Here is a 21,572-nt window from a genome sequence, read left to right as displayed (position 1 = left end):
TAGACGGGTGTACTTCTCAGTACCCCTTACGGCTCGCGCCCCGAGCGCCCGCACGCGCGTGCCCGCAGGATGGAAGCATGCCGAATCCCCGCCTGCGCGCCGCCGCACTGACCGCCACCGTGGTGCTGCTGTCCTCCGTGCTGCTGGCGGGCTGCAGCGACGGCTCCACGGACTCGCAGGACACGGATCTGTCGGCCCAGAAGCTGGACTGGAAGGACTGCCCGGCCCCGTCCGCGGCGGAGGGCGGCGGCGACGCCCCGTCGCCTCTGCCGAACGGCGGCCAGTGGCAGTGCGCCACGATGAAGGCGCCCCTCGACTGGGCCGAACCCAAGGGCGACACGATCGGCATCGCGCTGATCCGGGCGAAGGCGAGCGGCGAGAGGAGCAGGCGTATCGGCTCGCTCGTCTTCAACTTCGGCGGACCCGGCGGCTCGGGCGTGTCCACGCTGCCCTCCTTCGGCCAGGACTACGCGAAGCTGCGCACCCGCTACGACCTGGTCAGCTTCGACCCGCGCGGAGTCGGCCGCAGCGCTCCCGTGAAGTGCGAGAGCGACCAGCAGCTCGACGCGTACTTCCAGCAGGACGCGACCCCCGACGACGCCGCCGAGCGCGCCGAGTTCCTGGACAACACCAAGGAGTTCAACGCTGCCTGCGAGAAGAACTCCAAGAAGGTCCTGCCGCATGTGCGCACCACCGACGCGGCCCGGGACATGGACCTGATGCGGCAGGTCCTCGGTGACGACAAGCTGCACTACTTCGGCATCTCCTACGGCACCGAACTCGGTGGCGTCTACGCCCACTTGTTCCCAGGGCACGTGGGCCGTGCCGTCTTCGACGCGGTCGTCGACCCGACGCAGAACTCCGAACAGGGCTCGCTCGGACAGGCCAAGGGCTTCCAGCTGGCGCTCGACAACTTCGCCGAGGACTGCACGTCGAAGACCACGGACTGCCCCATCGGCGACACCGCGCAGGACGTGAAGGACCGCATCGCCACACTACTGAAGGACCTCGACAGCAAGCCGATCCCCGGCATCTTCCCCCGCCGGCTGACCCAGACCGCCGCGACCAACGGCATCGCGCAGGCGCTGTACTCGAAGGACTTCTGGCAGTACCTCACCCAGGGCCTGGAACAGGCGTACGACGGCGACGGCAAGGTCCTCATGGCCCTGTCCGACTCGCTGAACGGGCGCAACGAGAACGGCGAGTACAGCAACATCACCCCAGCCAACATCGCGATCAATTGCGCCGACGACAAGCCCCGCTACAGCACCGGCTATGTGCAGCAGAAGCTGCCCGAGTTCCGGTCCGCCTCGCCCCTGTTCGGTGACTTCTTGGCCTGGGGCATGGCCGGCTGCACCGACTGGGCCGTGTCGGGCGCCGCCGACCATCCCGACGTGAGCGCGCCGGGGGCCGCGCCGATCCTCGTCGTCGGCAACACCGGCGACCCGGCCACACCGTACGAGGGCGCGAAGAAGATGGTGGACGCGCTGGGCAAGGGTGTCGGCGTCGAGCTGACGTACAAGGGCCAGGGGCATGGCTCATACGACAGCAAGAACAAGTGCGTGCAGGCTGCGGTGAACGGCTATCTCCTGGACGGGAAGGTGCCACCGGCCGGAATCGTCTGCTCCTGAAGCGCACGGCGGATTCCGGATAAACACGCAGGTCAGAAGGTTATCCACAGGCTCGGGCGGATGTGGCTTGATCCGCCTACCATGGCCTGACCGCCGTCTGCTGCTCGATGCGGACGGCCTGTGAGGGGGGAAGACACATGGCGCGATGGGTGCGGTTCACCGCGCTGGGGGCCGCCGCGGCGCTCCTGGTGGGCGGTTGCAGCAGCGGTTCGCCGTCCGACGACAGCAAGGGCGGTGGTGACAGGACGAGCACGGCCGCCTCACCGTCGTCCGGCTCCCCCGCGGGTACGACCGCCGCGCTGCCCTCCTCACTGACCGGGCAGAAGCTCGCGTGGAAGCGCTGCGAGGGCACCGCCGGCTCCCCGGCGCCGGGAAACGACTGGCAGTGCGCGACGCTGAAGGCCCCGCTGGACTGGTCCAGGCCGGAGGGCGACACGATCGGCCTCGCACTCATCCGGGCCAAGGCCCGCGGAGGAAAGCGCATCGGCTCGCTCCTGTTCAACTTCGGCGGCCCCGGCGGCTCGGGCGTGTCCATGATGCCCTCGTACGCCTCCACGGTGTCCGTGCTCCGCGAGCGGTACGACCTGGTGAGCTGGGACCCGCGCGGGGTCGCCGCCAGTGAGGGCGTGCGCTGCCGCAGCGACAGGAACATCCAGGCCGCCGAGGACGTGGACGCCACCCCGGACACCCCCGCCGAGGAGAAGGCGTACTTCCAGGACGCCGTCGACTTCGGGAAAGGCTGCGCGAAGGCCGCCGGAAAGCTGATGGCGCACGTGTCGACGACAGACACAGCCCGCGACCTGGACCTGATGCGCCAGGTGCTGGGCGACACGAAGATGCACTACTTCGGCATCTCGTACGGCACCGAACTCGGCGGCGTCTACGCCCACTTGTTCCCCCGGCACGTGGGGCGGCTGACCCTCGACGCGGTCGTCGACCCGAGCGCCGACACCGTGGGTCACGCCGAGAACCAGACCAAGGGCTTCCAGCGCGCCCTGGACGACTACCTCAAGTCGACCGGCCAGGACCCGAAGCAGGGCGCCCAGAAGATCGCGAACCTGGTGAAGCGGCTCGACACGAACCCGCTGACCACCTCGTCCGGGCGGAAACTGACGCAGACGCTCGCCCTGACCGGCATCGTCCTGCCGCTGTACAGCAAGGCCGGCTGGCCGACGCTGACCAGCGCTCTGAACTCGGCGGAGCAGGGCGACGGTTCGGAGCTGCTGGCGCTCGCCGACGGTTACAACGACCGCGACACATCGGGGCACTACGGCACGACCACCCACTCGCAACGAGTCATATCGTGCCTGGACGACAAGCAGCGGCCGACCGCCGAGGAGACGAAGAAGCTGCTGCCGGCGTTCGAGAGGATCTCGCCCGTCTTCGGGGACTTCCTCGGCTGGGACACGGCCGGCTGGTGCCACGACTGGCCGGTGGCCGGACAGTACGACAACCCGGAGGTGAGCGCGCCCGGTGCGGCACCGATCCTGGTGGTCGGCAACACCGGCGACCCGGCGACTCCGTACGAGGGCGCCCGGAAGATGGCCGACGAGCTGGGCAGAGGCGTCGGCGTGGAGCTCACCTGGAAGGGCGAGGGACACGGCGCGTACGGCAGTGGGAGCGACTGCGTCGACTCGACGGTGAACGCGTATCTGCTGCAGGGGACGGTGCCGAAGGACGGCAAGGTCTGCGCCTCGTAGCCCGGGCACTCCCGGTCCGGGAAGCGGACAGGGGCCCGGCACGCGAAGTGCCGAGCCCCTGCCGAGAAGGCGTGCGCCTGGTGCGCCGACCAGTACACCGGCCTGTCGGGCCAGTACACCGGCTTGCCGGACTAATACACCGGCTTGCCGGGCTCGATCTGGTGGACCCAGCCGATCACGCCGCCTCCGACGTGCACGGCGTCCGAGAAGCCCGCGGACTTCAGGACCGCGAGGACTTCCGCACTGCGGACACCCGTCTTGCAGTGCAGGACGATCTTCTTGTCCTGCGGGAGGCTCTCCAGGGCGGTGCCCATGAGGAACTCGTTCTTCGGGATCAGCTTGGCGCCGGGGATCGAGACGATCTCGTACTCGTTGATCTCGCGCACGTCGATGATCTCGATGTTCTCGCCGTCGTCGATCCACTCCTTGAGCTGCTTGGGAGTGATCGTCGAGCCGGCGGCGGCCTCCTGGGCCTCCTCGGAGACGACGCCGCAGAAGGCCTCGTAGTCGATGAGCTCGGTGACGGTCGGGTTCTCGCCGCAGACCGCGCAGTTCGGGTCCTTGCGGACCTTCACCTGGCGGTACTGCATCTCCAGGGCGTCGTAGATCATCAGGCGGCCGACGAGGGGCTCGCCGATGCCCGCGAGGAGCTTGATGGCCTCGTTGACCTGGATGGAGCCGATGGACGCGCACAGCACGCCCAGGACGCCGCCCTCGGCGCAGGAGGGGACCATGCCCGGCGGCGGGGGCTCCGGGTAGAGGCAGCGGTAGCAGGGGCCGTGCTCGGACCAGAAGACGGAGGCCTGGCCGTCGAAGCGGTAGATCGAACCCCACACGTACGGCTTGTTGAGCAGCACGGCCGCGTCGTTGACCAGGTAGCGGGTCGCGAAGTTGTCCGTGCCGTCGACGATCAGGTCGTACTGGCTGAAGATGTCCATCACGTTGTCGGCCTCGAGCCGCTCCTCGTGAAGGATCACGTTCACGTACGGGTTGATGCCAAGGACGGAGTCGCGCGCGGACGCGGCCTTGGAGCGGCCGATGTCGGCCTGGCTGTGGATGATCTGGCGCTGCAGGTTCGACTCGTCGACCTCGTCGAACTCCACGATGCCGAGCGTGCCCACGCCCGCCGCGGCCAGGTACATCAGCGCCGGCGAGCCCAGGCCGCCGGCGCCCACACAGAGCACCTTGGCGTTCTTCAGCCGCTTCTGCCCGTCCATCCCCACGTCGGGGATGATCAGGTGGCGGGAGTACCTGCGGACCTCGTCTACGGTGAGCTCAGAAGCGGGCTCGACCAGGGGTGGCAGCGACACGGGGACTCCGTTGGTCGGTCAATCACTACAGTTGTTCTCCCCGTAACACTGCCACGGCCTTCTTCATTCCGAGACACCCGTTCCAATCCGCGAGACGATTTCGTCCCAGTAGCCGGGCATGGTCGCCCAGGGGTCGCTGCGGCCACTGCGGTCGGTGTGATCGGTGAAGTAGATGGTCGAGGCGCCCTGCCAGCGGGCGATGCGCAGTGCCTCCTCCAGGTGCGGGCGGGGCACCCCGTGGACGAAGTGGCAGAAGCGCTCGGGCGGGTGGCCGGCCGTCCACTCGGCCACCTGCGACCAGCGGTAGTCGCTCCAGGGGCCGCGGAAGGTGACCATCTGGTCGGCGCTGTCCGCATAGCCGGGGTGCGGGTGGGTGCCGTGGCCGAGGACGATGTGGGCACCGTCACGGATCGTGCGGAGCGTGCCGGCGATGCGGCGGATCTCGGGGAGCGAGACGCGTTCGCTCGGGCAGCGGTCCAGGAGGAAGCCGTCGACCTGGTACCAGTCGATGTGGCGGTACGCGTCGGAGATCGCCTCGCCGAAGGACCGGGCCCCGTACGCGCAGTCGAGATGGCCGAGGACCCTCACGCCCGCGTTGCGCAGGCGTCCGGCTGCCTCGAGACAGTGTGGATCGGGGCGGGAGCCGGGGCCGTCGGACACGTTGAGGACGACCCAGTGCAAGGGCGTTCCCGGGCGGGTGAGTTCGGCCCACTCGGTGGGGGCGACGAGGGGGTGTGCGTAGCCGGGGATGCCGAAGCCGGTGCGGACGTCGGTGCTCGCGGTGCCCGCTCTGGTGCTGGTCAGATACGACATGCAGCCTCCATCCAGATGTCGGCGAGGGACTCTTCGAGGTTGATCCGGGGACGCCAGCCGAGCCGGTCGCGTGCGGTACGCACGTCGGCCTGCTGCCAGCTGCCGCAGCCGTCCGGGTACGGGTACGCGACCGGGGCCGCGTGGTCGGGTTCAGGGCGCGGGTGGCCGATGGTCGGCCGCAGGGCTCCGGGCGGGGCGTCGAGTTCGTGGAGGGCGCCGCCGTATCCGGCCACGCGGGCGAGCACGCCGGCGGCGTCACGCAGGCGGATGGCGCGGCCCGAGCCGATGTTGATGACGCCCTGTGCGGCCGAGAGCGAGGCCGCGTGCACGGCGCGGGCCACGTCCCGTACATCGATGAAGTCGCGCTGGACGCCGAGGCCGCCGAGCTTGAGTTCGCCGTCGCCGGACTGCATGGCACGGCGCATGGCCTCGGCGAGGCGACCGAGCGGCGAGCCGGCGGGGGTGCCGGGGCCGGCCGGTGAGAAGACCCGCAGGACGACCGCGTCCAGGCCGGAACCGAGGACCAGTTCGGTGGCGGCGAGCTTGCTCACGCCGTACGGGCCGCCGGGGCGCGGCACCGCGTCCTCGGCCGTGGAGGAGCCCGCCTGGCTCGGGCCGTACTCGGCGCCACAGCCGATCTGCACCATGCGGGCGCCGCAGCCGCTGCGCCTGAGGGCTTCGCAGACGGTGGCGACGGCGACGGTGTTGTGGCGGGTGAGGTCGCGGGCTCCGCCCCGGGTGGCGCCGGCGCAGTTGACGACGACTCCGGGGTGGACCGCGTCGAGGAAGCGGGTGAGCGCTCCGGGGCTGCCTGACGCGAGGTCGAACCGGACGTCGGCGTCGTCCCCGCGGCCGAGCGCGGTGAGCTGGACCGCCGGGTCGGCGAGCAGACGGTCGGCGACGAAGCGGCCGAGGTAGCCGTTGGCTCCGATCAACAGGACTCTCATCGGGCGGCTCCCGGGGCCGAGGCGTCGGGTCGGGAGGTGATCATCTGGACTTCTCCTTCGGAGGGGGTGGTGCGGTTGCCTCGCGCGGCGGGACCGGGCGGCTGCGGCGTGGTGCGGGCCGAAGCTCGCCGGCCTGGGGGCGACTTGTGGAGGTGCTCCGGGGGTGTCCGGCGCGTCAGCACGGCCGGTCCTCGGGGGCGTGGGCCGAGGCCCGGGTGAGGGTGCGGGCCGAGTGGATCAGCAGGGTCAGCGCCGCCGCCCCGCAGGCGAGCGCAGGGACGCTGCCGGGGCCCCAGGCGTCGGACACGGTTTCCACCGGGACGGCGAGGAAGCCGCACCCGGGCAGGCGGCCCGCGAAGACCGTGGCCAGGGCGGTCGCCTCGGCCGTGGCCGTGGCGGTGAGAGCGAGTGCCGGACCAAGGGTGAAGCCGTGTGTGGTGAGGAGGCGGGCGAGGAGCAGCAGGGCGCCCAGGGTGACGGTCTGGGCGTAGGCCGCGCTCTCCCCCAGGGCTGTGCCGCACAGGGCGAGCAGGGCCGTCAGGGCGCACAGGAACAGGGCGAACGCACCGAGCAGCAGCGGCCGTACGGAGACGGCGAACTCCTCCAGGCCGCGGCTGGCGGTCAGTCTGCGACGGGCGCGTACGGCGAACAGGTGGGCGCACCAGGCGGCGGGGGCGCAGGACAGGGTGAGGGCCAGGACGGGGGCCGTGGCGAGGGGCCAGGAGCCGTCGGCGACGGCCTCCTGCGCGCGGACCTCGGGGCCTCCGGCGAGGGCCGCGCGCAGGAGGCCGTCGCCGAGGACGGCGTAGGCGACGAGCCAGTACGTCCACACTCGGCTGCCGGACCCGCGCCCGGATCCCGGAGGTGTGCGGTTCGTGGCGCCGAGGGGACCGCGGGTGAGCGCGGTGCGCAATGCGAGGGCCACGGCGAGGACGCCGACGCCGGCCGCGATCGCTCGGGACTGTCCGTGGGTGAGGTGCAGGGCGGCCACGGTCGCGGCGCACAGTGCTCCGGGCAGGAGGGTGAGCAGGGCCCAGTCGGCGCGCGCCCGGGGGGTGTCGAGGGGTGCGGGGCGGGCAGGGGCGTCGTCGTCGCGGCCCATGCGCGCGAACATCTCCTCCGCCAGGGAGAAGACGTCCCGGTGGCGGAAGCGGGTGGCGGTCCGGTCCGTGACGCCGTGGGCTTCGAGGCCCGCCGCGATCTCCAGGGAGTCCACTGCCCGCTCGCACAGCTCACGGTGACGGTGCATCAACGCCTTCACGGGGTCGGCGCCGGCCCGCCGGGGGGCGGGTTGCCGCCGGGCGGCCGGGGCGTCGGCGTTGGCATCGGCACGCGCGCGTAAGGAAGCCTCGGTGCCGGCGCCCCCGCACCCGGTGGCCTCCGCCTCGCCACCGCCGCACCCTGGTGTCTCGTCACCGTCGGGCAGACCCGGCGCCGCTTCGCCTCCGGCGGCGCCGTCCGCCATGGAGGTCTCCTCGGCGAGCCACCCCTGTGACCGTTCGTCCCAGGCTCCGGGGCTGTGCATGCCGGGACGGTCCAGTGCTCCCAAGTCGCTCATCGCGCACCCCCCGTGGCCGGCATCGCGGGCCTGGCAGGCGCAGGCCGCGTCGCGCGTCCCGGTGCGTCCGCCGCCGCCCAGCCGGGTCCGCCCCGGGCCACGACGCGTTCTGCCGGGTCGGTCCAGCGGCCGGGCACATGGGCCTCGGCGGGGGCGGCGAAGGGCAGCGGCTCCCCGGCGGCATCGAGGACGACCCGGCGCACCGGCGTGTGCGAGACGATCTCCAGGTAAATGCCGTGAAATGCCGTGGTGTTCTGCTCGACGGTGAACAGTTCGAGCGCACGCGCGCGTGCGGCGGCGCCCAAGCGCTCACGGCGCTCGGGGTCGCGCAGGAGCGCCAGGCACGCCTCGGCGAGCGCCCGCGGGTTGCGCGGCGGTACGACGAGCCCCGTGCCCCCGATGACCTCCACGACCGCGCCGACGTCCGTGGACACCGTCGCGCGGCCGCAGAACATGGCCTCGATCAGGCTGATCGGGAATCCCTCGACGACGCTGGACAGTACGGTCACGGCGCCGGCGGCGTACGCGTCGGCGAGGTCCGGGAGTTCGGGGCCGCCGACGTCCTGGAAGGAGACGGGGTTGTCGCCGACGGAGTGCAGCCCTTCGGCCTCGTCGGGGAAGAGCTGCGCGGCCAGCACCCGGCAGTGCCCGAGATAGGCCTCGCCCTCGCTGCCGGCCGGTGTGCCGACGATCCGCAGCCGGGCCTTCGGCTCCTCCTTGCGGATCTCCGCGAAGGCGTGCAGCAACGAGACCAGGTCCTTGGCGGGTTCGACTCGGCCGACCCAGACCAGGGTGTCGGGGTCCGCGCATTGCGGGGACTCGCCCACCTCCGCGAAGCGGGAGGCATCCATGCCCGGGTAGACGGTGCGGAGCTTCGCGCGGTCGGCGCCGCAGCGTTCCTGCCAGCGGCGGGCGTGCGCGTTGCCGGGCGTGACGACCTCGGCCCTGTCGTAGATCTCGGCGGCGAGCCTGCCGTGGAAGGAGGCGAGCAGGGACCGTACGGCGGGCGGAGCGTCCGTGGCGGCCAGGTAGTGCGTGCGCAGCCGGACACCGTACTCGGTCACGAGCAGGGGTACGCCGTGGAAGTGGCCGGCGAGCAGGCCGGGCAGGGCCGCGGGGCCGCCGGACGTCGCGTGGCACAGGTCGACCGAGCCGAGCCCGTCGTCCTCGTACCAGTCGAGCGAGAGGGGGCGCAGGGTGTGTTCCAGATGTGCGGCGACGGCGAGCAGATCCGGTACGCGGGCCTCGCGCGCCGCCCTCAGGGCGCCCGGCGCACGACAGGCGCGCTCCAGGGCGCGTACCGCCGTCTCGGAGCGGAGCGCTCCCACCAGCCCGCCTTCGTCGCGGGCGAGTTCGGCGAGTGCGTACAGCGCGCTGCCGAAACGGTCCGCCTCAGTGGCGTGGGCATTCCCGGACGCCTCGGAACGGTCCCCGGCGCTCCCCGCGCACAGCGCGGTCGCCAACTCGCCGTAGCACTCGGCGAACCGTCGGCGCGCCCGCCGCCCGTAACGGATCCCGTCGTCGTCGGCCGTCCACAGCGGTGCCGTCCGCACGCGGCTGACCTGCGGTGGCAGCGGGATCCAGCCCTCGTCTTCCTGGTGCTCGGTGCGGCTGAGCGCGTAGACGTCGAACTCGTGCTGCCCGAGCCCGCGCACGAGCCGGTCGCACCAGAGCCTGGCGTCACCGCTCACATACGGATAGCCACCCTCCGTAAGCAGTCCGATGCGCACAAGCGCACCCCCGATCTCCCGTTTGGAGAGCCGCCGTTGACCCGGCGGCTCGCAGCGGGAAGAACGTATGCGGACAAGGCGGTGGCGCGACGGACGGTTGTCCGTCGCACCACCAAAAGGGGTGAACGCTCGTAACTTTCCCGTGCGGGTGGCGTTCGATCGCGCTAAGAGATCAAGTAGTTACGTTACGTCAGGCGGCGGCCAACTCCCGCCGGACCGCCCTGCGTCGGGCCGCGACCTGGGGGTCGAGCGCCGGCACGGCGGCCAGGAGCTGCTTGGTGTACGGGTCCTGGGGGTTGTCGTACACCTCGTCGGCGGGCCCGGACTCGACGATCCGGCCGCCGCGCATCACCATGACCCGGTCGCTGACCTGACGGACGACGGCGAGGTCGTGCGCCACGAAGACGAGCGCGAGCCCGAGTTCGCGCTGGAGTGCGCCGAGGAGGGCGACGACCTGGGCCTGCGTCGTCACGTCCAGCGCGGAGACGGGCTCGTCGCAGACGATGACGCGCGGGTCGGCCGCGAGTGCCCGCGCGATGCCCACACGCTGGCGTTGGCCACCACTGAACTCGTGCGGGTAGCGATCGTAGTGCGCCCCGTCGAGCCCCACGCGCTCCAGCAGCTCCGTCACCCGCCCCCTGATCCGCTTCTCGTCCCGCTCCCCACGCGCGCGCAGCGGGTCGGCGATCGACTCGCCCACGCTGCGGCGGGGGTTGAGGGAGGAGACGGGGTCCTGGAAGACCATCTGCACGGCCGGGTTCACGCCCACGCGCGCGTGCCCGTCGTAGCGGACCTCCCCCGCGGTCGGCTCCAGCAGCCCGACCAGCATGCGCCCCAGGGTCGTCTTGCCGCTGCCGCTCTCGCCGACGACGCCGAGGGTCTCGCCCCGGTGGATGGCCAGCGACACGTCGTCCACGGCCGCGAACGCCCGCTTGCCGCGCCCGAACTCCCGCCTGAGGCCCTTCGCCTCCAGGAAGACCTCGTCGGACGCCTCCGAGGGTGCGCGCGGCGCGTCCACGCGCGGGACGGCACCGAGGAGTTCGCGGGTGTACGCCTGGGCGGGCGATCCCAGCACGGTGCCGACCGGCCCGTGTTCGACCACGCGCCCGTGCCGCATGACGAGCACCTCGTCGACGCTCTCGGCGGCCACGCCCACGTCGTGCGTGACGAGCAGCAGCCCCATGCCGGTCTCCTCGCGCAGCGTGTGCAGCAGGTCGAGGATCTGGGCCTGGACGGTCACGTCGAGCGCGGTGGTCGGCTCGTCGGCGATCAGCAGGCCGGGCTCGCAGGCCAGCGCCATGGCGATGAGCGCGCGCTGCCGCATACCGCCGCTGAACTCGTGCGGACGGGACCGCGACCGGCGCCGTGCGTCCGGAATTCCCACCCGGTCCAGCACGTCCGTCGCACGCGCGCGTGCCGCTCGTCGCGACACGCGCGTGTGCACGCGGTACACCTCCGCGATCTGGTCGCCGATCGCGTAGTACGGGTCGAGGGACGACAGCGGGTCCTGGAAGACCATGGCCGCCTTCGCGCCGCGCAGCCTCCGCAGGCCGTCTTCGGACGCCTGCTGTACGTCGACGCCCGCGACCTCGATCGAGCCGCCGACCCGCGCGCCGGTGCCGCGGTGCAGCCCCAGCAGGGCCGAGGCGACCGTGGACTTGCCGGAGCCGGACTCGCCGACCAGGGCCAGGGCGCCGCCCTGCTCCAGGCTGAAGGAGAGGCCGTCGACGGCCCTGAGGTCCCCGAACTCCACGGACAGATCCGTGACTTGGACGAGACTCACGTCAGTACCACCCGTCGGTCGGCCACCGCGTACAGAACGTCCGCGACGGCGTTGGCGAGGACCACGAAGAAGCCGATCACCAGGACCATGCCGACCACGACCGGGAGGTCCACGACGGTCACGGCATGCACCAGTTCCTGGCCGATGCCGGGCAGACCGAAGAGCGACTCGATGAGCACGGCACCGCCCACCGCACTGCCGAAGTCGTTGGCGTTCAGGGCGATGATCGGTGCCATGGCGCCCCGCAGGGCGTGCCGGCCCACGATGGACCGCTCGCCCACCCCGTAGGCGCGGAAGGTGCGGATGTGGTCCTCCGCGAGCGTCTCCAGCATCGACGCCCGGGTGAGCCGGGCGAAGTAGGCCGACTCGCCGAGGGCGAGGGTGAACCAGGGCAGCAGCAGGCCCCAGGCCCACTGCTCGGGGTCGTCGGAGAAGGAGACGTACTCCGGGAAGGGCAGCAGCTCCAGTTGCCCGCAGACCACGATCATCAGGACGAGGCCGATGACGAAGACGGGTGTGGAGATGCCCGCGAGGGTGAGGCCGGTCAGCGCACGCTCGGTGAACCGGCCGCGCCGCCAGGCGGAGAGCACCCCGGTGCCGACGCCCAGCAGGAGCCAGAGCACCATCGCTCCGACGACCAGCGAGAGGCTGACGGGCAGCTTCGTCAGGATGATCTGGGTGACCTGCTGGTCGGTCTGGTACGAGAGCCCGAGGCAGGGTGCCGAGCAGTGCTCGACGGACGTGCCCGTCGAGTAGTCCTGGCCGACGACGATGCCTTCCAAGAAGTGCCAGTAGCGCAGGTACAGGGGGTCGCCGAGCTTGAGCTGCTGGGCGACCTGGTGGACCTGTTCCGGTGAGCAGCGCGGGCCGCAGGTGATCTGGGCGACGTTGCCGGGAGTGGCGTAGAAGACGACGTAGATGATCACCGAGATGGCGAGCAGGGTGATCACGGTGGCCACGGTCCGGCGCAGCGCGAAACCGGCGAAGCCGCTCATGACCGCGCCTCCGGCTCGGCGCCCGTGTCCGCCTTGGCCTCCTGCTTGCGGCCCGTGCCCACGCGCAGGCGGGAGGCCGCGCGCGGGTCCAGGGCGGTGCGGATGCCGTCGCCGAGGACGGTGAGCGCGAGCACGGTCACGAACAGCGCGCCCGCCGGCAGCAGCAGGTACTGCGGGGCGGCCTGGTACCAGACGTTGGCGGAGGTGAGCATCTGTCCCCAGGACGGCGTCGGAGGCTTCACACCGACACCGAGGAAGGACAGCGCGGCCTCGATGGAGATGTTGGCCGGAACCATGAGCGCGGCGTAGGTGATGACGGGCGCGGCGAGCCCGGGCAGCAGTTCCCGGCGGGCGATCCGCCAGGTGCTCCAGCCACTGAGCCGGGCGGCGGAGACGTAGTCGAGTTCCTTCAGGCCGAGCGTCGCGGCGCGCGCGATCTTGGCGATGGTGCCCCAGGCGACGAAGCCGATGATGAGCGCGACCAGCACCGGCCTCGGGAAGCTGCTGGGCACGATGGCCAGCAGAGCCAACGCCATGATCATCAATGGCATGGCGACGATGATGTCCGCGAGCCGGCTCAACAGTTGATCAACCCATCGGTTGCCGAGCGCGGCCGCGACGCCGACGACGACACCGAGGAAGACCTGCACGGCGGTGGCGGCGAGCGCGACGCCCAGGGAGACCCTGGCGCCGTAGACCAGCCGCGCGAACAGGTCGCGTCCGGTCTGCGGTTCGACGCCGAGCCAGTGGTCCCCGCTCACGCCTCCGAAGGAGCCGATCGGTACGCCCCCGCGCGCGGAGTCGACGAGCGAGGGGTGGTACGTGGTCGGGTCCTGGCCCTCGATCGCCGTGAGCAGCGGCGCGGCGAGCGCGACCAGGACCAGCAGCGCGACGACGGCCGCCGCGACGAGGGCGGCGCGCTGCGTACGCAGCCGCCGCCAGAACTGACGGGCCCCCGAGGTCCCCGAGGAGGACACCTCGGGGACCTGGGAGGCGACAAGGGCTTCGCTCACGGCGCTACTTCACCGAGACCTGCGAGATGTCCAGCACGCCGGTCCAGTCGCTGATCACGACGTTCTTGATGTCGCTGCCGACCAGGCGCTTGTAGACGGGGTGGAACAGCGGCACGGTCAGGGCCTGCTCGCCGATCTTCTTGTCCAGTGCACCCCACCTCTTGGCGGCAGCGTCAAGATCGGTCAACTTGTTGATCGCGTCAATCTCGTCATTGACCGACTTGTCGTTGAGCAGGCCGTTGTTGAAGTTCGCGCCGTCCTTGACGATCTGGCGGCCGTCGAAGATCGGGGCAAGGAAGGGACCGCCGGAGGGCCAGTCGGCACCCCAGTGGGCGAGGAAGAAGCCGGGCTCGGTCTTCACGTTGTGGATCTTGTCCCGGTAGTCGTTGTCCTCCAGGCCCTGCAGCTTGACCGTGATGCCGGCCTTCTTGAGCGCGTCCTGGATCGCGGTCGCGATCTCCGGGCTGGTCTCGAAGTCCTTGGCGTTGGAGTGGCTCAGGGTGATCGTGAACCCGCTCTTGTAACCCGCCTGGGCCAGCAGCTGCTTGGCCTTCGCGGCGTTGCCGGTGGGGCCCGCCGGGAAGAGGTCGTACGGCGTGTAGCCGAAGGACTTCTGGTTCGGCAGGTAGGTGGTGGCCGCCTCGGCGAGCGCGGAACCGCCGGCCGCGTTGATCACCGACGACCGGTCGACGGCGTAGGAGATCGCCTGCCGCACCTTGACGTTGTTGAACGGCTTGACGGTCGGGTTGAACGCTATGTAGTTCGTGTAGCCGAAGTGGCCCGTGCCGACGCGCGCGGCCAGGGACTTGTCGCCCGACACCTTGGCGAGTTCGGCCGGACCGAGGTTGGTGTCCGTCGTGACGGCGGACGCGTCCGCGCCCTGGGACGCGGACAGCCGCTGGTTGATCACGGACGAGTCCAGACCGGACCGCACGTCGACCTTGTCCGGGTAGGCCTTGCGCTCGTCGTCCACGGCCGTGGACCAGTACGTGTTGCGCTCCAGGACGAGGTGCTCACCGTCGTTCTCGTTCTTGACGACCTTGTACGGGCCGGACGAGATCGGGTGCTCCTCGTACTTCGTACCCGCGTCCTTGGCCTTGGGTACGGGCGTGAACTGCGTCTGCGTGGCCAGGTACGGGAACTCGCCCTCGGGCTTGTTCAGGTGGAAGACGACGGTCCGGCTGTCCGGCGTCTCGATCGCCGACAGGCCCTTCGTGTCCTTCTTGTTCTTGTACGGGCCCTGGTAGCCGGCCGCGCCGACCAGCCAGTCCCTCAAGTAGGGGGCACCGCCGGACAGTTCGGGCGCGAACGAGCGCTCGACGCCGTACTTGATGTCGGCGGAGGTGATCGGCGTGCCGTCCTCGTACTTGAGGCCCTTCTTCAGGGTGTACGTCCACACGGTCGCGTCCTTGTTGGGGCGCCCGGTGTCGGTGGCGAGGTCCGGGACGACCTTGGCGCCGGCCGCGCCGTTCTCGCGGTTGCGGGTGGTGAGCGTACGGAAGACCAGGGACGGGACGTTGCCACCGCCGGAGGTGTACAGACGCGCGGGGTCGAAGTCCGTCTGGGCCTCGGAGTTCAGGACCGTGAGCGTGCCGCCCTTGTGGGGGGTGGAGTCGCCATCGGAGCCCTTGGCATCGTTGTCCTTCGGCCCGCAGGCGGCGGCGCCCGCTGCCAGAACCAGGCCTACGGATGCCGCAGCCACACGGCGCGCTGTGGGGGACGGTTGACGCATCGGAATTGACGACCTCTCGGGGTGGTTCGGGCCCGTTGGCCCGAATCGTGAGACAGGTGGACGAGGAGTGAGACGGAAGCGAACAGACCTCTGCCCGGGCGTCAGGTCGTCGAAATCCGTGACCGAGTCACTGGGACCGAATCGCAGTGACCGGCTCACGGAAGGAAGAAAGATCGCGACGCGAACGCCTGAAGGCGGACGTCAGCGACAGTGGATGTCGGCCACGCACAGCGAGGTCACGCCGATGAGCGCCAGCTCGAAGGCGGCGCGCGCGAAGGCGTGGGGGGTCGACATGCCCAGAAATATGTATGAACTTTCTGCGCATGTCAACGTGACATATGAGGCGTCCGTCAATTCCCCGGGTACGGCCAGGGATTGGGCAGACAGTGGATCCCGTCGTGGTCGAGGAACTTGGTCTGCTGCTGCATGACCGGCGCGAGCTGGCCGTTCCTGCTGCAGGAGACGTGGCCGTGGCCGAGCCGGTGACCCACCTCGTGATTGATCAACATCTGCCGGTAGGCGTGAATTTGATCACCGTAGGTCTTGGATCCCTGCGCCCATCTGTACGCGTTGATCATCACGCGCTCGGTCGAGGCCGAGTCGCAGGAGACGTTGTCCTCGGTGGTGTCGAGGCCGGACTTGGCGCACCAAGTCGCCGTCGTTCCGGGGCTGGCGAGTGTGATCACGAAGTCGGGCTTGCCGGTGTGGATGCGCTCGAAGGTCCGGGCGCCGTGGTGCGCCCAGCTCCGGTCGTCGTTCAGCGTCTTCTGCACGGCCTGGGCGAACAGTGCGCCGTCGAGCCCGAGCCCCTGCTCCACGTCCACACGGTAGGTGTACTTCTGTCCCGTGCCCGGCGCCTTGTCGAACCCGGGGACCGCGTCGAACTTCCCCGACCCCTTGAGCGTCGCGCCGAGCGGGTACTTCTCCCCCATCGCCTGCGCATACGTCAGCGTCGCCACGCTCGGCGACGAGGACGGCCGCGCGTCCGGGCCCCGGGCGTCCCGCGCCTGATCGGTGGCCGACCGCGTTCCAACGGCGTCGTCGTCGCGCCCGTTCGCGACCTGCCCGGCGACGATCACGGCCAGCACCGTGGTGACGGCGGCGGCTGCGATTCCGGTGAACGTCCGCCCCTTGCCGCCCTTGGCCTGCGCCGGCACACCGGTCGGCACGCCGGTCGGCGGTGCGTCGTCGTCGGTCTCGGAGGGGACACCGATACCGGTGCGCGGATCCCAGTCGGTGACGGAGGCGTACGGGTCCGCGGCGTGTGCGGCGACGGCGTTGCGAGGCGCGAAGACGTCGTCGTCCTCGCCGAAGGCGTCGAGGTAGTCCTGCCGCGGCCCCCCGGGTGGCGCCTGCCGCTGCCGCGGTATGGAGACGCCGGCCCCCCTCAACTCACCCCATCCGCCGCCACCTTCGCGCTGCTCGGGGTGACCACCACGGACCTGGGGCGTGCCGCGGGCGGGGGTGCCGTCAGCGAGCCGGGGAACACCACGCGCGGGCGTGCCGTCAGGAAGAAGCGGCACCCCACGCGCGGGCGTACCGTCCGCAATCCGTGGCACACCATGTGCCGGCGTACCGTCCGCCGGCCGCGGAACCCCACGGGCAGGCGTGCCCTCCGCCCTGCCCGGCGCCCCGTACGTCGAAGGCTGCTGCCCGGACGGCGGCCCGGGCACCCGGCGACCACCGGCACCGCCCCGCGGCCCCTGCCCCTGCCCCTGCCCCTGCCCCTGCCCCTGCCCCTGCGGCACCGACTCCTCCGAGCCCCGAGCGCCGCGACGCCCCCTGGCATCCCAGGGCCCCGCAGAAGCTCCAACTCCCTCAGGCTCCGCAGAAACCGGGTATCCCGCAGAGCCGGGGGAAGCACCCGCGCTCCCGGTACCCGCAGCGGCTCCGGGCGACCCGGAGCCCCCGGATTCCCGCCCCTCGCCCATGTCCCCTGCGCCCTTCGCGGAGGTCGGGCCTCCGCGGCGGCTGTGGCGTCCCACGTCGGCCCTCAGCTCCCCGAGCTCTCGGCAGCGGTCTCGCCGTCGCCGACGACCGCATCACCGCCGTCGGCGGAGGCCGAGCCCTTGACGGCCGGCTCCCCGGACGGAAGACCCGCCGCCAACTCGCCTGCATCGCGGAGGAGTTCGCAGAAGGCGCGGGCCACGGTCTCCGGGTACTCCATCATCGCCACGTGCCCCGCCTCCGGCAGCGTGAGCAGGCGGGAGTCGCGGAAGGCGCGAGCCGCCCGCCGGGCCATGCGGAAGCCGACGAGCTGGTCCCGGCCGCCGTACACGAGCAGGGCCGGGGCGAGGACGCGCTCGGCCTGGCGCCACAGCCCGTGCTGGCCGCCGAGCGTGTACGCGTTCACGATCCCGCGCGCGGAACGCGTCATCGCGTCCCAGAAGTACGGCAGTTGAAGGCGCCGCTCCATCTCCTCCACGGCGTTGCTGAAACCTTCCGGCGATACCCGTCCGGGGTCGCCGTAGCACAGCGCCGTCACCCCGTGGACGCGCTGCTCCGCGGTCCACTCCCTGGTGAGCCGGGTGAACAGGCCGGTGACTCCGGGCAGCGCGAGCAGCGCCGTCGGCACCGCCGTCCGCTGGACGAGGATCTCCGGCAGCGCCGGCGACACGAGCGTGAGCGTCCGTACGAGGTCGGGGCGCAGTGCCGCGACACGGGTGGTGACGGCGCCACCGAGCGAGTTGCCGAAGAGGTGCACCGGCCCGCGCCCGGCCCCGTCGAGGAAGCGGATGACCGCGCGCGCGTGCCCGGTGACCGAGTAGTCGCCGTCGTCCGGCGGCGGGGAGTCGCCGAATCCGGGCAGGTCGACGGCCTCGCCGTCGACGACTCCCTCCAGCTGCTCCATCAGCGCCGACCAGTTCTGCGAGGAACCGCCGAGCCCGTGGACGTACAACGCGGGCGGCAGCCCCTCTCGTGTCGGTGGTCTCGACCGCACCGTCAGCGTGATCCCCGGCAGTCCGACCGACCTGAGCCGCTCGCCCTCCGCGACCCTGACGGGCGCCACCTTCGGGAGCACATTGGTCGCCGGCACGGACGGCAGCTCGGTCGAAGACATGCGGCAATGTTACGAGACGATCACGTAGTGGCTGGTGTGTTCGCCGTCACAGATCGTCCGTACACCGCATAGCGTCCGGATGCCGTGTCTCCTAGGCTCGTATTGAGGGCACCCGCTGTGGCCCCTGCTTCTTTCAGGGACATTCGTAGGAAGGGAGCCCAACCATGGCCGTAGACCCCACCGATCCCGAGACGTTCGAGGTCGAGGACACGCAGGAAGCCCAGGAGATCGACGTCGAGGCCCCGGAGAACGACGCCGCGGAACAGCTCGCGGGCCTGACGTCGGACCGCGACGACCCTCTTGAGGACGTGGATCCGGCCAAGGCGAACGAGGCCGACATCATCGAGCAGCGCCGCGTCGTCTCCATCGACGAGGACGATTACCGCTGACGCGGGATGCCGAGGGTTACGGAGGCGCCGGAGGGTGCCACTGAGCTGGAACGGGGCCGCTTGTTGCCCGTTTCAGTCTGGTTTGAAACCCTCTGCGGCGCTTTCGTCACCGTCCGGTCCGTGAAATTCTGCGCTCGCACCGCGCACACCAGGGTTACCGAAAAGTACGATGGCGGCGCGGCGCACACCGCATGTGGACGATTTTGGGAGGCGGCGTGACAGCCATCGAGCAGACAGAGGCAGCACGCCCGCGAGGCACGCGCCTGCCGCGCCGTGCCCGACGGAACCAGTTGCTGGGCGCCGCCCAGGAAGTCTTCGTGGCGCAGGGCTACCACGCGGCTGCCATGGACGACATCGCCGAGCGCGCCGGCGTCAGCAAGCCGGTGCTCTACCAGCACTTCCCCGGCAAGCTCGACCTCTATCTCGCCCTGCTTGACCAGCACTGCGAGTCGCTGATCGGGGCGGTACGCGAAGCGCTCGCGTCGACGACCGACAACAAGCAGCGCGTACGGGCGACGATGGACGCCTATTTCGCGTACGTCGAGGACGACGGCGGCGCCTTCCGCCTGGTCTTCGAGTCGGACCTGACGAACGAGCCGGCCGTGCGCGAGCGCGTCGACAAGGTCACGACCGAGTGCGCGGAGGCGATCTGCGAGGTCATCGCCGAGGACACCGGTCTCTCGCGGGCGGAGTCGATGCTGCTGGCTTCCGGTCTCGGCGGTCTCGCCCAGGTGGTGGCGCGTTCGTGGCTGCACAGCGACCGCAGCGTGCCGCGCGACCAGGCGGTGCAGTTGCTGACCTCGCTGGCCTGGCGGGGTATCGCGGGTTTCCCGCTGCACGGCATCGAACAGCACCACTGACGGCGCGGCGGTCCTCTCCGGCGGGCGTTTGTTCCCGTCGCCTGTTCGCTCTTGGCGTTCCGGGGCGGAGCGTGTACGTCCCCTCACCGGGCTAATGTGTGCTGGGTACGGCGCGTAAAGGTCGCGCACTTCACCGACCGTCGGAGGGACTTAGCCGTGGAGGTCAAGATCGGCGTGCAGCACGCGCCCCGCGAGATCGTTCTGGAGAGCGGTCAGAGTGCCGAGGAGGTCGAGCGGATCGTGGCCGAGGCACTTGCCGGGAAGTCGCAGCTGCTGACCCTCGTGGACGAGCACGGCCGCAAGGTCCTCGTCCCGGCCGAGCGCCTCGCCTACGTCGAGCTCGGCGAGCCGGCCCCGCGCAAGGTGGGCTTCGGAGCGCTGTAGGCACACATCACGCGAAGGGGTCCGGCGGCCATCGGCTGCCGGACCCCTTCGCGTTTTCCGCAAGATTTCTTTTCTCCACATCTGGAGCACAACTCGCGCACAGGGGAGGATTGCATTCCGCAGGTCACGGGTATGACGGGCTACGACCGCGATACTCACCGTGACGCGCAGTGCGGCTGTGGGAGGGACCCTCATGATGTTGTTCGAAGCGCTCGGCTCCGCCCTGCTCGGCCTCGTGCTGGCGTGGGGCGCGGACCGCCGCCTCTCCCACCGCCTGCCCGCCCGTTCGCTCGTACTGGCGACGGGTGTCACCGGAGCCCTCTTCGGCGCCTTCATCACCGAGAGTGCCTTCGACCCCGGTTACGCGCTGCTCGTCCTGATCGGCGCGGCGATCGTCTCGACCGCCTCCCTGTCACTGCTGCTGCGCCCGGCGGGAAGACTCCGCCGCCGCTCGGCCCCGGCGTAGGCAGACGGCGCCGGTTCGAGCGACGGCGCCGGCAGCGCCCTTAGGGGCGCGGGGCTGTACCGATCTGTGGCTGCGCCGCGTGGGCTGCGCCGGCCCCATGCCGCCACAGCCCCCACCCCGCCTCAGCCCTCAGCGCCCCGCCGCAGCCCTCACTCGCACCGCCGCAGTCCTCGCTGCGGCGCATAGGGCCGGGCCGCGCGGGGTGCTACGCGGCCAGGCCCAGCGCAGCCATCCGCTTCGTGTGCGCCTCTGTGATCCGGGAGAACATCCGCCCCACCTCGGCGAGATCGAACCCGTCGGCCACACCCCCGACCAGCATCGTCGACAGCGCGTCCCGGTCCGCGACGACCCGCTGGGACTGAGACAGGGCCTCGCCCATCAGCCGCCGCGCCCACAGCGCCAGTCGGCCGCCCACGCGCGGATCGGCGTCGATGGCGGCCCGCACCTTCTCCACGGCGAAGCCGGCGTGCCCGGTGTCGTCCAGAACGGCCAGCACGAGTTCACGCGAGTCCGAGTCGAGCCGGGCCGCGACCTCCCGGTAGAAGTCACTGGCGATCGAGTCGCCGACGTACGCCTTGACCAGCCCTTCCAGCCAGTCCGAGGGCGCCGTCTGCTTGTGGAAGCCGTCCAGCGCGGCGACGAACGGCTCCATCGCGCGCGTGGGCTCCTCGCCGATCTCCGCGAGCCGGTCGCGCAGCCTCTCGAAGTGGTGGAACTCGGCCGACGCCATCTTCGCCAGCTCCGCCTTGTCCGCCAGCGTCGGCGCCAGCTTGGCGTCCTCCGCGAGCCGCTCGAACGCCGCGAGCTCGCCGTACGCGAGCGCGCCGAGCAGGTCGACGATCGCGGCGCGGTACTGGGGGTCCGCGGACGACCGGTCCCAGTCCTGGGCGGCCACTCCGGTGTGCTCGGCGGGTGCGTCAGAGGTGTTGTCAGGCGTCGTCATGAAGCGCACAATAGTCCGCTTGCCGAGCCGCGGAAGTCCCTGGTCAATCAGTGTGATGACGGCTACGTGACCAAATCGGCCACCGCATGTGCGAGATTCCGGGGTATGGTGGTAATGCGCCTGCCGACTACTCGACGGGCCGCACGTATGAGGATGCCCGGTCGGTGGCCCGATCGGCTCCGACCCGACAGCCCTCCTTAGTCCGTACGGCACATTGCGTGCGGCGTCCGGAGGGACATCCCTCAGCGGTACGAGCG

General features: G+C 70.9%; 19 protein-coding genes. 6 read left to right on the top strand and 13 right to left on the bottom strand.

What is annotated here, in order from left to right:
• Positions 1–77: 77 nt before the first annotated feature.
• Both ACYUED_RS29410 and ACYUED_RS29405 read left to right on the top strand, forming a co-directional pair.
• Positions 78–1,631: an alpha/beta hydrolase gene (locus ACYUED_RS29410; RefSeq protein WP_491286781.1), complete on the top strand. Its 1,554-nt coding sequence runs from the start codon at positions 78–80 to the stop codon at positions 1,629–1,631.
• Positions 1,632–1,768: 137 nt separating this feature from the next.
• Positions 1,769–3,331: an alpha/beta hydrolase gene (locus tag ACYUED_RS29405; RefSeq protein ID WP_491286779.1), complete on the top strand. Its 1,563-nt coding sequence runs from the start codon at positions 1,769–1,771 to the stop codon at positions 3,329–3,331.
• Positions 3,332–3,462: 131 nt separating this feature from the next.
• On the opposite strand, the gene moeZ is transcribed toward ACYUED_RS29405, so the two are convergent.
• From moeZ to ACYUED_RS29345, 12 genes are all read right to left on the bottom strand, one after another.
• Complete coding sequence (gene moeZ / locus ACYUED_RS29400) at positions 3,463–4,641, bottom strand: adenylyltransferase/sulfurtransferase MoeZ (RefSeq protein ID WP_491286777.1); 1,179 nt, start codon at positions 4,639–4,641, stop codon at positions 3,463–3,465.
• A gap of 63 nt (positions 4,642–4,704) precedes the next feature.
• On the bottom strand, positions 4,705–5,454 hold the full coding sequence (locus tag ACYUED_RS29395) for a spherulation-specific family 4 protein (RefSeq protein WP_491286775.1): 750 nt from the start codon (positions 5,452–5,454) through the stop codon (positions 4,705–4,707).
• The gene (locus tag ACYUED_RS29390) at positions 5,442–6,401 is read right to left on the bottom strand and encodes an NAD-dependent epimerase/dehydratase family protein (RefSeq protein ID WP_491286773.1); all 960 of its coding nucleotides are present in this window, start codon (positions 6,399–6,401) and stop codon (positions 5,442–5,444) included. Before ACYUED_RS29390 ends, ACYUED_RS29395 begins: the two co-directional genes overlap by 13 nt.
• A 175-nt stretch (positions 6,402–6,576) precedes the next feature.
• Positions 6,577–7,959 (bottom strand): hypothetical protein, encoded by a 1,383-nt coding sequence (locus ACYUED_RS29385; RefSeq protein ID WP_491286771.1) that lies wholly within the window; start codon positions 7,957–7,959, stop codon positions 6,577–6,579.
• Complete coding sequence (locus tag ACYUED_RS29380; RefSeq protein WP_491286769.1) at positions 7,956–9,689, bottom strand: DUF3492 domain-containing protein; 1,734 nt, start codon at positions 9,687–9,689, stop codon at positions 7,956–7,958. Before ACYUED_RS29380 ends, ACYUED_RS29385 begins: the two co-directional genes overlap by 4 nt.
• A 190-nt stretch (positions 9,690–9,879) precedes the next feature.
• The gene (locus ACYUED_RS29375) at positions 9,880–11,472 is read right to left on the bottom strand and encodes a dipeptide ABC transporter ATP-binding protein (RefSeq protein ID WP_491286767.1); all 1,593 of its coding nucleotides are present in this window, start codon (positions 11,470–11,472) and stop codon (positions 9,880–9,882) included.
• A complete protein-coding gene (locus tag ACYUED_RS29370; RefSeq protein ID WP_491286765.1) occupies positions 11,469–12,467 on the bottom strand; it encodes an ABC transporter permease in 999 nt (332 codons plus the stop codon). The genes ACYUED_RS29375 and ACYUED_RS29370 overlap by 4 nt, the downstream gene beginning before the upstream one ends.
• Positions 12,464–13,480 (bottom strand): ABC transporter permease, encoded by a 1,017-nt coding sequence (locus tag ACYUED_RS29365; protein WP_491286763.1) that lies wholly within the window; start codon positions 13,478–13,480, stop codon positions 12,464–12,466. The genes ACYUED_RS29370 and ACYUED_RS29365 overlap by 4 nt, the downstream gene beginning before the upstream one ends.
• Before the next feature lie 4 nt (positions 13,481–13,484).
• Complete coding sequence (locus tag ACYUED_RS29360) at positions 13,485–15,212, bottom strand: ABC transporter substrate-binding protein (RefSeq protein ID WP_491286761.1); 1,728 nt, start codon at positions 15,210–15,212, stop codon at positions 13,485–13,487.
• A gap of 201 nt (positions 15,213–15,413) precedes the next feature.
• Complete coding sequence (locus tag ACYUED_RS29355; RefSeq protein WP_491286760.1) at positions 15,414–15,506, bottom strand: Ms4533A family Cys-rich leader peptide; 93 nt, start codon at positions 15,504–15,506, stop codon at positions 15,414–15,416.
• A gap of 56 nt (positions 15,507–15,562) precedes the next feature.
• Positions 15,563–17,197 carry a DUF3152 domain-containing protein gene (locus ACYUED_RS29350; RefSeq protein ID WP_491286758.1) on the bottom strand — a complete coding sequence of 545 codons (1,635 nt, stop codon included), beginning with the start codon at positions 17,195–17,197 and terminating at the stop codon, positions 15,563–15,565.
• A gap of 8 nt (positions 17,198–17,205) precedes the next feature.
• Positions 17,206–18,273: an alpha/beta fold hydrolase gene (locus tag ACYUED_RS29345; protein WP_491286756.1), complete on the bottom strand. Its 1,068-nt coding sequence runs from the start codon at positions 18,271–18,273 to the stop codon at positions 17,206–17,208.
• 164 nt (positions 18,274–18,437) lie between these two features.
• Between ACYUED_RS29345 and ACYUED_RS29340 the strand changes: the two genes are divergently transcribed.
• The 4 genes from ACYUED_RS29340 to ACYUED_RS29325 all read left to right on the top strand — a co-directional run bounded on the left by ACYUED_RS29340 (position 18,438) and on the right by ACYUED_RS29325 (position 20,372).
• Positions 18,438–18,662: an Rv3202a family protein gene (locus tag ACYUED_RS29340; RefSeq protein WP_491286754.1), complete on the top strand. Its 225-nt coding sequence runs from the start codon at positions 18,438–18,440 to the stop codon at positions 18,660–18,662.
• A gap of 215 nt (positions 18,663–18,877) precedes the next feature.
• Positions 18,878–19,522 carry a TetR/AcrR family transcriptional regulator gene (locus ACYUED_RS29335; protein WP_266521147.1) on the top strand — a complete coding sequence of 215 codons (645 nt, stop codon included), beginning with the start codon at positions 18,878–18,880 and terminating at the stop codon, positions 19,520–19,522.
• Positions 19,523–19,678: 156 nt separating this feature from the next.
• Positions 19,679–19,906, top strand: coding sequence for a DUF3107 domain-containing protein (locus ACYUED_RS29330; protein ID WP_142142321.1), 228 nt, complete (start codon positions 19,679–19,681; stop codon positions 19,904–19,906).
• 196 nt (positions 19,907–20,102) lie between these two features.
• Positions 20,103–20,372: a hypothetical protein gene (locus ACYUED_RS29325; RefSeq protein WP_491294487.1), complete on the top strand. Its 270-nt coding sequence runs from the start codon at positions 20,103–20,105 to the stop codon at positions 20,370–20,372.
• Between the two features lie 205 nt (positions 20,373–20,577).
• Here the strand turns inward: ACYUED_RS29325 and ACYUED_RS29320 are convergent, their stop codons facing one another.
• Positions 20,578–21,315 (bottom strand): ferritin-like fold-containing protein, encoded by a 738-nt coding sequence (locus tag ACYUED_RS29320; protein ID WP_491286751.1) that lies wholly within the window; start codon positions 21,313–21,315, stop codon positions 20,578–20,580.
• Positions 21,316–21,572 lie beyond the last annotated feature (257 nt).

This window comes from Streptomyces sp. DF42, assembly GCF_058267695.1.
Note: the sequence above shows the minus strand (reverse complement) of the source record. Positions and strands in the feature narration are given on the sequence as shown.

Bases quoted from the DNA above. Each gene is read 5' to 3' on its own strand.
- ACYUED_RS29410 (WP_491286781.1), top strand. From the start codon at position 78: ATGCCGAATCCCCGCCTGCGCGCCGCCGCACTGACCGCCACCGTGGTG.
- ACYUED_RS29405 (WP_491286779.1), top strand. From the start codon at position 1,769: ATGGCGCGATGGGTGCGGTTCACCGCGCTGGGGGCCGCCGCGGCGCTC.
- ACYUED_RS29395 (WP_491286775.1), bottom strand. From the start codon at position 5,454: ATGTCGTATCTGACCAGCACCAGAGCGGGCACCGCGAGCACCGACGTC.
- ACYUED_RS29390 (WP_491286773.1), bottom strand. From the start codon at position 6,401: ATGAGAGTCCTGTTGATCGGAGCCAACGGCTACCTCGGCCGCTTCGTC.
- ACYUED_RS29385 (WP_491286771.1), bottom strand. From the start codon at position 7,959: ATGAGCGACTTGGGAGCACTGGACCGTCCCGGCATGCACAGCCCCGGA.
- ACYUED_RS29370 (WP_491286765.1), bottom strand. From the start codon at position 12,467: ATGAGCGGCTTCGCCGGTTTCGCGCTGCGCCGGACCGTGGCCACCGTG.
- ACYUED_RS29360 (WP_491286761.1), bottom strand. From the start codon at position 15,212: ATGCGTCAACCGTCCCCCACAGCGCGCCGTGTGGCTGCGGCATCCGTA.
- ACYUED_RS29355 (WP_491286760.1), bottom strand. From the start codon at position 15,506: ATGTCGACCCCCCACGCCTTCGCGCGCGCCGCCTTCGAGCTGGCGCTC.
- ACYUED_RS29345 (WP_491286756.1), bottom strand. From the start codon at position 18,273: ATGTCTTCGACCGAGCTGCCGTCCGTGCCGGCGACCAATGTGCTCCCG.
- ACYUED_RS29340 (WP_491286754.1), top strand. From the start codon at position 18,438: ATGGCCGTAGACCCCACCGATCCCGAGACGTTCGAGGTCGAGGACACG.
- ACYUED_RS29325 (WP_491294487.1), top strand. From the start codon at position 20,103: ATGTTGTTCGAAGCGCTCGGCTCCGCCCTGCTCGGCCTCGTGCTGGCG.
- ACYUED_RS29320 (WP_491286751.1), bottom strand. From the start codon at position 21,315: ATGACGACGCCTGACAACACCTCTGACGCACCCGCCGAGCACACCGGA.